The sequence below is a fragment of the Prevotella disiens genome (genome assembly GCF_900454955.1).
GTDB lineage: Bacteria > Bacteroidota > Bacteroidia > Bacteroidales > Bacteroidaceae > Prevotella > Prevotella disiens.
Genome location: NZ_UGTL01000001.1, coordinates 2,318,900 through 2,333,827, shown reverse-complemented (window position 1 = coordinate 2,333,827; position 14,928 = coordinate 2,318,900). Strand labels below are relative to the sequence as shown.

Genomic DNA, 14,928 nt, shown 5'->3' with positions numbered 1-14,928 from the left:
GGAAATGAAACGTTCAGAAGAAATATTCAACATATTAAGTAAAGGTGGCTTTATCGTGTCGAATAGCATAAAACCGCAAAACAATCAGTTGTACGACCTTATTGAAGAAGACGAGCAAGAGTATGCCGACTATTTTGCAGGCATAGGCTTTCAACTTGATAAAGGCGACGGATATTACTATTTTTCACGTAGAGAAGCAAAGGTTGATTTGCAAAGAAAATTAGAGGCAATGTGCAAATGGATTGACTATTTAGACTTTCTTACCACATTTAATTCCACCTTTGGCTCTGGTTTTGAATTTCATGTAGAAGATTTTCTAATTCAAATCAATTCCGATTTGGAACTGAAAGAAAAGGCGAAAAAACTATTTTTGGGAAAGAAAACCAATCAAGAGATAGTGGAAAAACTTATCAAGGAAATGGAAACAATGGGAGTTGTAGAACTTATTGATGAAACTGAAAGAGCCTATAAGGTTACGGCTGCTTTCCATTACTTAGAAGAACTTATCGATTGTTTAACCATTTCGGAGGAGATAGAAGATGAGATACCTCAATAAAATAATATTTATCAATAGTGCGCACGTTCCATATGGTGAAATAAAACTTGATGGTAATGTGCATTTTATAGGTACACAGGGAGTTGGGAAAAGTACTATATTGCGTGCATTGCTCTTCTTTTATAATGGCGATAAAAATAAATTAGGCATACCAAAGGAGAAAAAATCGTTCGATTCGTTCTATTTAGAATATGCCAATTCGTATATTGTCTATGAAGTAAAACGCGAAACGGGAACTTATTTTGTAGTGGCTTCTCGCATCAGAGGGCGTGTCATGTATCGATTTGTAGACACCGCCTACAAGCAATCGTATTTTATTTCGCCTTCAAATGAGGTGTCTTCAGAGTGGACAAATATTCGTGAACGACTGCCACAAGGGTGTTACGTTAGTCCTATTATTGAGCGTTACGAAGAATATAGAAACATTATTTTTGGTAATGTCAATGCTATTCGTCCAGAATATCGCAAGTTTGCTATTGCAGAAAGTGCAAAATATCAGAACATTCCACGCACCATTCAAAATGTTTTCCTCAATTCTAAACTCGATGCCAATTTCATTAAAGATACTATTATTGGTTCAATGAGTGATGAAGAAATAGCTATCGACTTGTCTTTTTTTAGAAATCAGGTTTACGATTTTGAACAAAAGTTTACCGATATAGCACGTTGGTATAAAAAAGACAAAAACGGTGTTGTAAAAATTCGCAAGGAAGCCGACATGGTTATTAATAGTTATCATGCCAATTTATATTTGCAACGTGAAATAAAAGTTGGGATTCAAAAGCTAAACTATGTTGAAGAGCGTGATAAGGCGTTACTCCCTGGTTTGGAACAAGAACGAATAGAACTGACAACACAGAAAGAACGCACGGAAAGACTGATTGACGAGGAAACAAAAACCTATCAAGCCAACCGTGATAAAGTGGTGAAAAGTCTGGCTATCTGCACTGATTCGCTCAAAAAGATAAAACTAAAAAGAGAAAAATATGAGCAGTTGCAGATAGAAAAAATTATTGAACGAGTTGAAAAAGAAGACCAAAGAAAGCAAGAAAAGAAGGCACAGGAACAAATTCTCAATACTTTAACAGCATCTTTTACCAACATTAAAGAAAAATACAATACGCTTGAAACAAAAATTAGACAAGCCTTTGAAAGTGCAAAGAATAGTAAAATGGAAAGCATAAATGCTCATAATGCAGAGTTGCAACAAGAAATATTGCGCTTGCACGATGATATTTTGCAACGGAAACAGGCTGTTTTGGACGACTTTTTAGTGCGTTTTAATGATAAAAACGACTTGATTGCGCAGATGAAAGGGCAGGTGGCTACCTACAAACAAGAGCTTGTAAGAGTGGAAAATCAAGTTCATTATAAAGAAGAAATAGAGCGCAAAGAGCAGGAAAGAACGCAGATTAAAGACCGAAAAGTTTGGCTGGAAAATCAAGTTGAGCTATTAACGCAGCAAATTAAAGGCTTGCAGCAGACGGCAGAAATAGAAATTTCAAATAAAAAGCAGGAAGCCAACGGACAAATTCAACCTATTGGGTTGAAAATAAACGAGTTGTTGAACAAGAAAATGCAACTCGACGAATTGATAGAACGCAGTAAAGGGTCGTTAGCTAATTGGATTTCGGTGAATAATCCGAAGTGGTTGGAAAGTTATGGAAAACTATTAGACGAGGAAAATGTACTTTATAATACATCGCTTGACCCGAAAATTACGGCAGAAAACGACACTATTTTTGGTTTGAAAATTAATGTTAATCGCATTAATAGGGTAGTGCGTACGCCAGAAATGGTAAAAAACGAAAAGGAAAGAATAGAAAAAGAAATAGCCGAAGCAACGAAAAAGCGAAACAATATTCAAACTTCGTTGGAAAAATCGATTGCTGAAAGTAATACGAAGTACACGAATTTGATAAAGAAAATAAGGGAGGAGAAATTTAATAATAGTGCAGAATTGAGCCAAATTCAAAATAAATTGAAGAAGGCTAATGCTGATTTTATGCAATTGGAAGCCAAAGAAAATGAGTGGAAAATTGCGGAAAAAGAACGTATAAATGCTGAAATAGGAAAAATATCGCTCCAGATTGTTCAGGCAGAGGAAGAGAAAAAACGATTGGAAGAGAAACGCATCAGCGATGAAAAGAATCTTGATAAGGTCTTGAAAAACAAAGAAACCGAAATAAGCACAAAGATTCAAGCAAAAATAGATGTGTTAATAACGGAAATTGCTGCCTATGAAACGAAAATGAAAGAACAAATAGCTGACAATGAACAGCAATTGTTGAAAGAATTGTCGGGGGCTGGTGTTGATAAAATTGCGATTGAAAGTACGCAAAATAAGATAAAAGCAATAGACTTCGAGTTGGCATTTATTGAGAAAAGTAAAGGGGATTATTACGGATATAAAAAGGATAAGGAGGAACTTTTTGATAAAGAGCCAACGTTAAAAGAGGAGAAACGAAAGGCAGAAGAAAAACGTAATTCGTTAGAAGAGCGTTTTGAACGGACACGCAAACAGCACAACGAAGGCTTAAATCGTATTAAAGGTAGTTTGAAAACTTGCTACGAACGAATTGACGATATACGCAAAGGGCTTGAGGCGGCTGCTCAATTTCGTGAGCAAGATAGTTATGCCGAATTTTTATCGTTTATTCTTGAGAAGCAAGAAACAACTGAACCAACCAAAGCTGTATTAGAAAATTTGCGAGTAAAGATACGTGACCAACAAGCAAAATTGCATAATTTTCACCAGAATGTAAATCAATTTAAGTCGAATTTTTCAAGTAAAAATACATTTAATTTTTCGACAGAACTTTCAACCGATAAGGATTACATAGTCTTTGCCGAAAAGTTGTATGAATTTATTGAGAATAATAAAATTGAAGAATACAAAAATCAGGTTAGCGAACATTATGTTTCTATTTTGCAGCGCATATCGAAAGAGGTAGGCGATATAAAGATGAAAAGTGGCGATATAAACAAAGTGATAAATAATGTCAATGCTGATTTTCGTGAACGCAACTTTGCAGGAGTTATAAAAAGCATTGAGTTAAGGTCGGAAAGGAGCGAAGATGCGTTGATGCGCCTATTGGAAAGTATAAAAGAGTTTAACGATGAACATCGATTTAGTTTTGGACAATTGAATCTTTTTTCGGAAACGGAAGATAAAACAGATGTGACCGAGAAAACAATCAATTATTTATTGCGATTGGTAAAGGTACTTTTGAATGATGAACATCGAGAGCTTCTGTCGCTTAAAGATACCTTTAAACTTGAATTTCGCATTGTTGAGAATGATAATGATACAGGTTGGATAGAAAAGATATCAAACGTTGGCTCTGACGGAACTGATATTTTAGTGAAGGCGATGGTCAATATTATGCTCATCAACGTGTTCAAGAAATCAATGTCAAGAAAGTTTCAAGACTTTAGTTTGCATTGCATGATGGACGAAATTGGAAAATTGCACCCTGAAAACGTAAAGGGAATACTCGATTTTGCCAATGCAAGAAATATTTTTTTGGTAAATGGTTCGCCAACATCGTATGATGTAGCTGATTACAAATATACTTATTTGTTGAAAAAGAATAATCGCTCAATGACAATGATAATTCCTTTGATGATACAAAAATGAAGAAAACTGCAATAACATTATCCCTATTGCGCAAACTTTTAATTTTAGAAGAAGGAAAAAGTTTGCCCGGAAGTCAGCTAAAAGGCGACTGGGTGGAGCAATTGCTTGGTGAAGCTACGCTTGTTTGCGATGTGCAAAAAAGTAGAAAACGATATTTTGTGGCAAATTTAGCAGCTTTTCGCCAGTTCGTAACATCATTTTTTGGTATTGAAAATATAGAAAATGCGATAAATGCACTGAGTGATGAACATTTGACAAGAGCTGAGGCGGTAAAAGCAACAGGTGGGTCAAAGCCGAAAAGCATACGTTCAATGACTGGATTTTTAGTTAATTCGTACCAGCCCATACAGGCTACGTTGAATAAAATGCCAATCGTTATTGCTCCGCCTAAAGGGAGTTTTTATTTCATTGCCGATTATGAAAATTTTGAAATACCTTCCTATATTACAATTGTTGGAGTTGAAAATGCGGAGAACTTTCGATACATTCGGCAGCAACAATACTTGTTTTCTGGAATAACTCCATTATTTGTATCACGCTATCCACAAAATGGGGATTTAATAAAATGGCTGCAACGTATTCCTAACTCATATTTGCACTTTGGCGATTTAGATTTGGCAGGAATAAATATCTTTCAAACTGAATTTAAACCTTATTTAAAAGAACGAGCATCGTTTTTTATTCCTAACGATAGTGCCTTACGTCTTTCTAAGGGAAATCGTGAGCGTTATGATATTCAATTGGAAAAATTTGGAAAAATTAAATCGACGGATAAGAATATTCAAAAACTTATCGATTTAATTAACCTTTATCATCGTGGATACGACCAAGAAGGCTTTATAGAATCAGAGAGATAGGGAAACAAAGGATTCTATATATATAAGGTGTTAACCTGACGATATTCTGTAAAAACAAAAAAAAGCACTTTTTTTTGAAAAAAGTTCTTGAAAAGTTTGGAGTGTATTGAAAAAAACTATACCTTTGCACTCGCTTTTCAGAAATACAATGGTTTTTGTAAAAACGAATAGCCGAGCGAAACTCGGACAAGAGTTTACCGCCGTAAAAGAAAGCGTTCTTTGAAAAGATTTACATAGACAGAGAAGTAGTACAAGAGTCATCTGCTGCGTTTTAATTAATGTGGTAGATGGGTAATAGAAACGAACCTATCAATTCTTAGGATTTTTATAAATCTTAAAGTGGTGTTTTAAACTTGATACTTTCAATATAAGGATATTTATCCCGAGCAGAGATACAAATTTATTTCTTAGCGATTATTTTAATTGTTTAGAAATACTTTCTATAAAGAGATTTTACAATGGAGAGTTTGATCCTGGCTCAGGATGAACGCTAGCTATAGGCTTAACACATGCAAGTCGAGGGGAAACGGCAAAGAGTGCTTGCACACTTTGGACGTCGACCGGCGCACGGGTGAGTAACGCGTATCCAACCTGCCCTTTACTTGGGGATAACCCGTTGAAAGACGGACTAATACCCAATGATATTCATTGATGACATCTGATTTGAATTAAAGATTTATCGGTATAGGATGGGGATGCGTCTGATTAGCTTGTTGGTGAGGTAACGGCTCACCAAGGCCACGATCAGTAGGGGTTCTGAGAGGAAGGTCCCCCACATTGGAACTGAGACACGGTCCAAACTCCTACGGGAGGCAGCAGTGAGGAATATTGGTCAATGGACGAGAGTCTGAACCAGCCAAGTAGCGTGCAGGATGACGGCCCTATGGGTTGTAAACTGCTTTTGTTTGGGAATAATCGACATTACGTGTAATGTTTTGCATGTACCATTCGAATAAGGACCGGCTAATTCCGTGCCAGCAGCCGCGGTAATACGGAAGGTCCAGGCGTTATCCGGATTTATTGGGTTTAAAGGGAGTGTAGGCGGTTGGTTAAGCGTGTTGTGAAATGTAGATGCTCAACATCTGACTTGCAGCGCGAACTGGCTGACTTGAGTACACACAACGTAGGCGGAATTCATGGTGTAGCGGTGAAATGCTTAGATATCATGAAGAACTCCGATTGCGAAGGCAGCTTACGGGAGTGTTACTGACGCTTAAGCTCGAAGGTGCGGGTATCGAACAGGATTAGATACCCTGGTAGTCCGCACAGTAAACGATGGATGCCCGCTGTTAGCATCTGGTGTTAGCGGCTAAGCGAAAGCATTAAGCATCCCACCTGGGGAGTACGCCGGCAACGGTGAAACTCAAAGGAATTGACGGGGGCCCGCACAAGCGGAGGAACATGTGGTTTAATTCGATGATACGCGAGGAACCTTACCCGGGCTTGAATTGTAGGAGCACGATACAGAGATGTTGAGGTCCTTCGGGACTCCTATGAAGGTGCTGCATGGTTGTCGTCAGCTCGTGCCGTGAGGTGTCGGCTTAAGTGCCATAACGAGCGCAACCCCTTTCCTTAGTTGCCATCAGGTAATGCTGGGCACTCTGAGGATACTGCCACCGTAAGGTGTGAGGAAGGTGGGGATGACGTCAAATCAGCACGGCCCTTACGTCCGGGGCTACACACGTGTTACAATGGCCGGTACAGAATGTTGGTTTCATGTAAATGTAATCTAATCTTTAAAGCCGGTCCCAGTTCGGACTGAGGTCTGCAACCCGACCTCACGAAGCTGGATTCGCTAGTAATCGCGCATCAGCCATGGCGCGGTGAATACGTTCCCGGGCCTTGTACACACCGCCCGTCAAGCCATGAAAGCCGGGGGTGCCTGAAGTTCGTAACCGCAAGGAGCGACCTAGGGCAAAACTGGTAATTGGGGCTAAGTCGTAACAAGGTAGCCGTACCGGAAGGTGCGGCTGGAACACCTCCTTTCTGGAGAGGATAGATACCTTGGAAGTTATGAGATAAGACATCATACTTTTGATAAGTTTTGTTTCTCTCTTTACTACCCACTCTGAATATGTTCTTTATATAATTAGAAGATAAGGTTTAAGGCCTACTTGAAAATGGTTCAAGTCCATCATCTTCCCTTTTGCAAAACATTTTATAATGTTTGCATAGAGTTCTTTGACATATTGACACAAGCAAGACTGTAAAGTAAACTAAAACAGTAATTACGATTTTTTGTAATTTAACTTTTACGATTTCAATATACAGCTAAAAGTATGAGCTATGCTTTGATGAGAATATTTATATTTTTGTTGAAGCAGCGAATAGAAAGTAATTAAGGGCGTATGGCGGATGCCTAGGCTCACGGAGGCGATGAAGGACGTGATAAGCTGCGATAAGCCTTGGGTAGGTGCAAATAACCTTTTATCCAAGGATTTCCGAATGGGACAACCCAGCACTTTGAAGGAGTGTTATCCTAGCATTTAGGTTAGGAGGCGAACGCAGGGAACTGAAACATCTTAGTACCTGTAGGAAGAGAAAATAATTTAATGATTCCCCTAGTAGTGGCGAGCGAACGGGGAACAGCCCAAACCTATGACGTAGCAATGCGCCATAGGGGTTGTAGGACCACGCTATCGTACTTATGCGGTGAGAAGAAATTTCTGGAAAGGATTTCCATAGAGGGTGATAGTCCCGTATTCGAAACCAATTAAGGCGTAGTGGTATCCTGAGTAGCGCGGAGCACGAGTAATTCTGCGTGAATCAGCCGGGACCATCCGGTAAGGCTAAATACTCCCGTGAGACCGATAGTGAACCAGTACCGTGAGGGAAAGGTGAAAAGCACTCCTATTAGGAGAGTGAAATAGTTCCTGAAACCATACGCCTACAAGCGGTCGGAGCATATTGTTTATGTGACGGCGTGCCTTTTGCATAATGAACCTACGAGTTACCATGTCCAGCAAGGTTAAGAGGTTAAGCCTTGTATCCGTAGTGAAAGCGAGCCTGAATAGGGCGTTTAGTTGGATGGGGTAGACGCGAAACCAAGTGATCTACACTTGACCAGGTTGAAGTTCCGGTAACACGGAATGGAGGACCGCACGGATAAGCGTTGAAAAGCTTCCCGATGAGTTGAGTGTAGGAGTGAAAGGCCAATCAAACTTGGAGATAGCTCGTACTCCCCGAAAGGCATTTAGGTGCCGCGTGCAATGTTTACCATTAGAGGTAGAGCGACCGATAGGTCAAGAGGGCTTCACCGCCTATCGAGACCTGACGAACTCCGAATGCTATTGGTTAGTAGTTGTGCAGTAAGGGGGCGGGTGCTAAGGTCCGTCCCCGAGAGGAGAAGAATCCTGACCGTCGTCTAAGGTCCCCAAATTCTGTCTAAGTTAGTCTAACGAAGTCTGGTCCCCGTGACAGCTAGGATGTTGGCTTGGAAGCAGCCATTCATTCAAAGAGTGCGTAACAGCTCACTAGTCGAGGGTCCGGGCATGGATAATAATCGGGTATGAAGTCAGATACCGAAGGCGCGGGATAGTATTAAAAAAAGTATCGGTAGGGGAGCATTCTATATGCGTTGAATGGTGATGGTGATTGATCCTGGAGCGTATAGAAACGCAAATGTAGGTATAAGTAACGATAAAGGGGGTAAGATTCCCCCTCGCCGTAAGACTAAGGTTTCCCGGGCTATGCCAATCAGCCCGGGGTTAGTCGGGTCCTAAGTTTCAGCCGAATGGCGATAGCGATGGCAGACACGGTTAATATTCCGTGACTTGCATATTCATCTACGTGGAGACGGAGTAGTGACACTGTCGCGCCCTGACGGAAATGGGCGTTAACGATTTTAGGCATTGATAGGTGCAGGCAAATCCACACCTTGAGCTGAAGATTTATAGTACAATAGTTTCTTCGGAAACTGTTGATAGTACAGGTAATCATACTTCCTAGAAAATCCGCTACGATTATGTTTATGCAACCCGTACCGCAAACGGACACACGTAGTCGGGTAGAACATACTAAGGCGTTGAGAGATTCATGGTTAAGGAACTAGGCAAATTGACCCCGTAACTTCGGGATAAGGGGTCCTCCTTATTAGTTTAAGGAGGCGCAGAGAATCGGTCCAGGCAACTGTTTAACAAAAACACAGGGCTGTGCTAACTCGAGAGATGATGTATACAGCCTGACACCTGCCCGGTGCTGGAAGGTTAAGAGGAGAGCTTAGGGTTATCCCGAAGGTTTGAATTGAAGCCCCAGTAAACGGCGGCCGTAACTATAACGGTCCTAAGGTAGCGAAATTCCTTGTCGGGTAAGTTCCGACCTGCACGAATGGTGTAATGATCTGGACGCTGTCTCAACCATGAGCTCAGTGAAATTGTAGTATCGGTGAAGATGCCGATTACCCGCGATGGGACGAAAAGACCCCGTGAACCTTTACTACAGCTTAGCATTGACCTTGGTCATCCGATGTGTAGGATAGGCCGGAGGCTTTGAAGCGGGTACGCCAGTATCTGTGGAGCCATCCTTGAAATACGGCCCTTTGGCTGTCTGAGGTCTAACTCGCTTTAAGTGAGGACATTGTTTGGTGGGTAGTTTGACTGGGGTGGTCGCCTCCAAAAGCGTAACGGAGGCTTCCAAAGGTACCCTCAGGTCGATTGGTAACCGACCTTATAGAGTGCAATGGCATAAGGGTGCTTGACTGGGAGGCAGACATGCCGAGCAGGCAGGAAACTGGGGCATAGTGATCCGGTGCAAGTGTATGGAAACTGCATCGCTCAAAGGATAAAAGGTACTCCGGGGATAACAGGCTGATCCCCCCAAGAGCTCATATCGACGGGGTGGTTTGGCACCTCGATGTCGGCTCGTCACATCCTGGGGCTGGAGAAGGTCCCAAGGGTTGGGCTGTTCGCCCATTAAAGTGGCACGCGAGCTGGGTTCAGAACGTCGTGAGACAGTTCGGTCTCTATCTATCGTGGGCGTTGGAGTTTTGCGTGGTGCCGCCACTAGTACGAGAGGACCGTGGTGGACAGACCTCCGGTTTACCGGTTGTGCCGCCAGGTGCACCGCCGGGTATCTGAGTCTGGTATGGATAAGCGCTGAAAGCATCTAAGTGCGAAGCCTTCCGCAAGATTAGAACTCCTTATAAGGGTCGTCATAGACTATGACGTTGATAGGGTGTAGGTGTAAAGACAGCGATGTCAAAGCCGAGCACTACTAATTGCCCAAAACTTTCATTCGTTGGATTATACTTTTAGTTGTATCGAATTAGGAATCTGATTCATATAGTAAAGAATTTGTAAATCATAAAAGCTAAAGATTTAGATTTACTGATAAAGTTATTGCTTGTGGAAATTGTCACCTATACGAGATAGATTTGATAATTATAATTTATTAGATTTATTCTTGCCGATTTAATCAGGTGGTTATTGCGTTGGGGTTCCACCTCTTCCCATTTCGAACAGAGAAGTTAAGCCCAATTGCGCCGATGGTACTGCAATGCAATGTGGGAGAGTAGGTAGCTGCCTTTTTTCATTAAAGCCTCGATTACAATAAGTAGTCGGGGCTTTTTTTGTTGGTATAGTTCAAAGTTTTACTATGCATCCTTTTTTTCTTAACCCAAGTTTAACACCTATCATCGTAGAAACTTGCTATTATTATACTTTTTCAGTTTTGGCTATGGACTCTGTGTCCTACAAATTTTTATTTTTCTGAATGGTGCATATTTCAGTTTTAATTTATCATATATAGCAGTTGCCTGCTTTGAGGGATTGCTGTATTGTCGCATCTGTACGATGTCTCCTAACGGGTTCCTACCTTCCGTGGTTACAAGTTTCTGGGTGCTCATCCTCCGCACGATTTCGGTCCAATAGCAGGATTCGCCTTCTCGCTTCAACTGGCAGCGGATGGTATTTACCACCCAGTAGGCAAGCAGACCGAAGAAAAGATGCGCATCGCTCCGGTCATCGGTCTGATGGTATATAGGACGGAGGTTCAGGTCGGTCTTCAACTGCCTGTTGGTACATTCGATTTCCCGTATGAGGTTGTAATAGTCCCATGTGGTACGCTCATCGAGTGTTTCTACATTGGTCCGTAGGAAGTATACGCCGTGTCCGGACTCGATGGCTGAGAGGTCTTTGAGCTTCCAGTCTACACGTAGCATTTCCTTTGGTTTTTCTTCGTTTCTAATGTAGTTTATCGCATAGTATCTTGCGATAGAAGGATATTTCTATATGGCTCGTCCCGTACGCTCTACAACCTTCTCGTAGAGTTTCGTTCCACCTTTCTTTGCAATACCATCATTTATCTTCTTCAGTTCTGTCTCAAACCTTTCACGCCAAAGTTTGTTCATTGACGATTCGGTCATAGCCTTAGATGGAGAGGTTATCTCAAGATAGTAGTCCTCACCTTCGGTGTGTACCTTGTTGAGCGTTATTGTTTGCTTTCGGGCGTCTTTTACCATCACGCTCTTGTGGTCCTCACTGAGCGTGTAATCTTTCAGCTTGGTGCGGGATACGCAGAGATAGTTGTAACCCTTTGCCTTAATAAGATTTAGATTCTCTCCGGTTGCAATACCTGCATCCATCACAATAAGCGATTTTTCTTTTTGTACAGGATTCCTGTCTGCCAGCGTATCTATCATATCAGGCAGTGATTTAGGGTCAGCCGTATTGCCTTCCAGGATAGAAGAATAGCGTATGAAGCCCTCCTTATTGATACACAGAGCCAGGACGAGAAGTTTACAATCTGATCGCTTCTCTTTTGACCTACCAAACTGTGCCTTCTTGTTTTCACGCTTACTACCCTCAAAGTAGAAGTTTGTCAAGTCAAAGAGCATCAGCTTGTTATCTATATTAAAAAGGTTATCTGTTACATTGCACAAGTGACGTTCTATCTTCTCTTTGAGTTCATAGAGTTTGTCCGTTACCTTGTACAGGGCATTGATACCCGGAGTCCAGTCTTGCAAACCAGTGTAAAGTTCGGCGGCAGCCGAATTATCCCTGAGATAATAATACGAGGAACGTTCAGATACGGCATACACAGTTCGGATGATGAGCGCAGAGAGTGCGGTGTGGATAGAATGGTTGCTCCATCCTTGGTCACGCAGGAACTCTTCTAGCCCCAGCTTATCAATGGTCTGCTTACAGAGCCATTCTGCACCAACATTCCTTGCGTCAGTATGTTCTGCCGTAGCAAGATCGATATAACGTTCAGACTCCTTTCTTGCCTTCTGTTCCTTCTTATCGAATCTATCAATTCCACCTTCCTCTTTCATCCGTTGCCACCACTCATCCGCCTTAGCCTGTTCCAGTTCAGTAAGCCCCTCCAAATGCTTGCCAAATAAAGAATTAGTTCCTCTGTTCTTAAAACGCTCTGTAAGTGCAAAAGCAATCCTTCTCACCTGCAAGGCTGTGAGAGAAGGTTCAAAACCAATATTGAGCAAGATGAGCGAATGTACGTGTCCAGCCACGTCACGATACGACTCTTTTAGTCTATAATAAAGAGCCTTTTCACCAGTTGCCGGATTAAAACGTGTCTGTACATTTGCGTGCATAGGTGCAAAGTAACAAAAAAAAATTGATATGCTGGTGTCCTACAAATCAGATTTAGTCCGTATTCAGAAAACGCTACGGCTGATTATTAAGTACTTAGCAAACCTGAAACCCTCAAAACACACTGAAAATTTATGAAAAATAATTATGCCCGTTAAACTTGGGTTAAGGCAGGTGCTGAAATAACCTTTGTAGGCTTTTCAGCACCTGCCTTAAATGTTTTCTTAAAAATAATATGAAAAGTAAACAATACAGAAAAGTAAAATAGGGGCATAAGCCCCTAATGGTTGGCGAAGGAGTCGAACCTTGCAATATTGCCGCTATTAACGCCACTCGCTACCGATGCGACCATCAACCATTTGCAAAGATAAAAAGAAAAGTTGAATATTCAAAATATAAAGCGTTAGAAATATGGAATTGTCAAAATATATGACAAGTCAGTCGGTAGAACTTAAACGTTCCGCCCTGCACTTGGGTGAATATAATCCCCGAACAATCACTGACGAGGAAAAGAAAACTCTCAAACGTGGTATTAAGAAATTCGGTCTTGTTGGTGGTATCGTGGTTAATAAACAAACAGGGCTAACCATAGTAAGCGGACACCAACGTATTTCAGTTATGGACGAACTACAAAAATACAACCCCGACACAAATGAAAATGATTATAAACTATATTTATGCCGTATTCGTCAAAATATTCCAGAAAATAATTGGTGATAACAAATGAATTGCTTACTTTTGTAAGCATATTATTATTAACGTCTTAAATATTTAAAACTATGGAATGTGTATCATTCGAACACTCAGCTAATAAACTCGAGGCTTTATTAGGCAAAGATGCCAGAGAGTTTACCAAGGAAGACATTGTTCAAGTTGTTGATAAGCTTGGCATTGAAATGTTAAACTTCATGTATCCTGCTGGAGACGGAAGATTGAAGACTCTTAATTTCATGTTGCATTCACGTGAGTATTTGGAAACAATTCTTACCAGTGGTGAACGTGTAGATGGTTCTTCTCTCTTTAGCTTTATTGCAGCTTCAAGCAGTGACTTATATGTCTTGCCACGTTTTGCAACAGCTTTTATTAATCCTTTTGAGGAGATTCCTACACTTTGTATGCTTTGTTCATTCTTTGACAGAGATGGTAATCCATTAGAATCATCACCAGAGCATACATTGACTAAAGCTATGAAGGCTTTCAATGATGTTACAGGTATGGAATATCATGCAATGGGTGAATTGGAATACTATGTTATCCAACCAGACGAGGAAGTATTCCCAGCTGAAGACCAACATGGTTATCACGAAAGTTCACCATACGCTAAGGTAAATGACTTCCGTATGCGTTGTATGAAGCTTATTGCGTCTTGTGGTGGTAAAATCAAGTATGGTCACTCTGAAGTTGGTAACTTCGTTGAAGATGGTAATTGCTATGAGCAAAACGAAATCGAATTTTTGCCAGTACCTGCTAACGAATGTGCAGACCAAATCATGGTTGCTAAATGGATTATTCGTAGCTTGGGCTATGAAGAAGGTTTCGATATAACATTTGCTCCTAAGATTACTGTTGGAAAAGCAGGTTCTGGTATGCATATCCACATGCGTATGATGAAAGACGGTCGTAACATGATGTTGCACGAAGGCAAGATTTCTGATGAAGCACGCCACATGATAGCTGGTATGATGGATTTGGCACCAAGTATCACTGCCTTTGGCAACAAGAATCCTACATCATATTTCCGTTTGGTTCCTCATCAAGAGGCTCCTACCAACGTATGTTGGGGTATGAGCAACCGCTCTGTATTGGTACGTGTACCATTGGGTTGGACTTCAGGCGAAGATATGTGCCACAAGGCAAATCCTTTGCAACCACATGAAGACCGCGATTATACATTGAAGCAAACTGTTGAAATGCGTTCACCAGACGGTTCTGCAGACATTTATCAGTTATTGTCAGGACTTTGTGTTGCTTGTCGTCATGGTTTCCAAATGGAAAATGCTTTGGAAGTAGCCGACGCAACATTTGCTGATGGCGATATTCACGATTCAAAGAATGCAGAACGTTACGCTAAATTGGCTCAATTGCCAGATTCATGCGTTGCATCTGCTGATTGTCTTGAGAAGCAACGTGGTGTTTATGAAGAATTCGGTGTGTTCTCACCAGCAATGATTGATGGTATCATCGCTCAACTTCGTGGCTTCAACGATAAGAATACTCGCAAGGAAGTAACTGGAAACGATGATGCTATTGCAGAATTGGTAAAGAAATATTTCCACTGCGGCTAATTGAATAGTAACAATAGGGAATTATCTTGAAAGATATTTGCCC

At 41.1% G+C, this 14,928-nt stretch carries 5 protein-coding genes, 3 rRNA genes and 1 pseudogene; 8 read left to right on the top strand and 1 reads right to left on the bottom strand.

Annotated features, from left to right (window positions below; translation table 11 throughout):
• Positions 1 to 4: 4 nt before the first annotated feature.
• The 6 genes from DYI03_RS10180 (at position 5) to rrf (ending at position 10,578) form a co-directional block, all read left to right on the top strand.
• Positions 5 to 556 carry a condensin complex protein MksE gene (locus DYI03_RS10180; RefSeq protein WP_021669142.1) on the top strand — a complete coding sequence of 184 codons (552 nt, stop codon included), beginning with the start codon at positions 5 to 7 and terminating at the stop codon, positions 554 to 556.
• Positions 540 to 4,196 carry an ATP-binding protein gene (locus DYI03_RS10175; RefSeq protein WP_021669141.1) on the top strand — a complete coding sequence of 1,219 codons (3,657 nt, stop codon included), beginning with the start codon at positions 540 to 542 and terminating at the stop codon, positions 4,194 to 4,196. Before DYI03_RS10180 ends, DYI03_RS10175 begins: the two co-directional genes overlap by 17 nt.
• Positions 4,193 to 5,053 carry a hypothetical protein gene (locus DYI03_RS10170; protein WP_004355168.1) on the top strand — a complete coding sequence of 287 codons (861 nt, stop codon included), beginning with the start codon at positions 4,193 to 4,195 and terminating at the stop codon, positions 5,051 to 5,053. Before DYI03_RS10175 ends, DYI03_RS10170 begins: the two co-directional genes overlap by 4 nt.
• 455 nt (positions 5,054 to 5,508) lie before the next feature.
• Positions 5,509 to 7,039: ribosomal RNA gene (locus tag DYI03_RS10165) — 16S ribosomal RNA — on the top strand.
• A gap of 342 nt (positions 7,040 to 7,381) precedes the next feature.
• Positions 7,382 to 10,287, top strand: a 23S ribosomal RNA gene (locus DYI03_RS10160).
• Positions 10,288 to 10,465: 178 nt separating this feature from the next.
• Positions 10,466 to 10,578 (top strand): 5S ribosomal RNA (gene rrf, locus DYI03_RS10155).
• Together the 16S, 23S and 5S rRNA genes form the textbook arrangement of a ribosomal RNA operon.
• 146 nt (positions 10,579 to 10,724) lie before the next feature.
• On the opposite strand, the pseudogene DYI03_RS10150 reads toward rrf, so the two are convergent.
• Positions 10,725 to 12,602: pseudogene (locus DYI03_RS10150) on the bottom strand (IS1634 family transposase).
• A 409-nt stretch (positions 12,603 to 13,011) separates the two neighbouring features.
• Between DYI03_RS10150 and DYI03_RS10145 the strand changes: the two are divergent.
• Both DYI03_RS10145 and DYI03_RS10140 read left to right on the top strand, forming a co-directional pair.
• A complete protein-coding gene (locus DYI03_RS10145) occupies positions 13,012 to 13,317 on the top strand; it encodes a ParB N-terminal domain-containing protein (protein ID WP_051263455.1) in 306 nt (101 codons plus the stop codon).
• A 62-nt stretch (positions 13,318 to 13,379) separates the two neighbouring features.
• The gene (locus DYI03_RS10140; protein ID WP_021669951.1) at positions 13,380 to 14,885 is read left to right on the top strand and encodes a glutamine synthetase family protein; all 1,506 of its coding nucleotides are present in this window, start codon (positions 13,380 to 13,382) and stop codon (positions 14,883 to 14,885) included.
• Positions 14,886 to 14,928 lie beyond the last annotated feature (43 nt).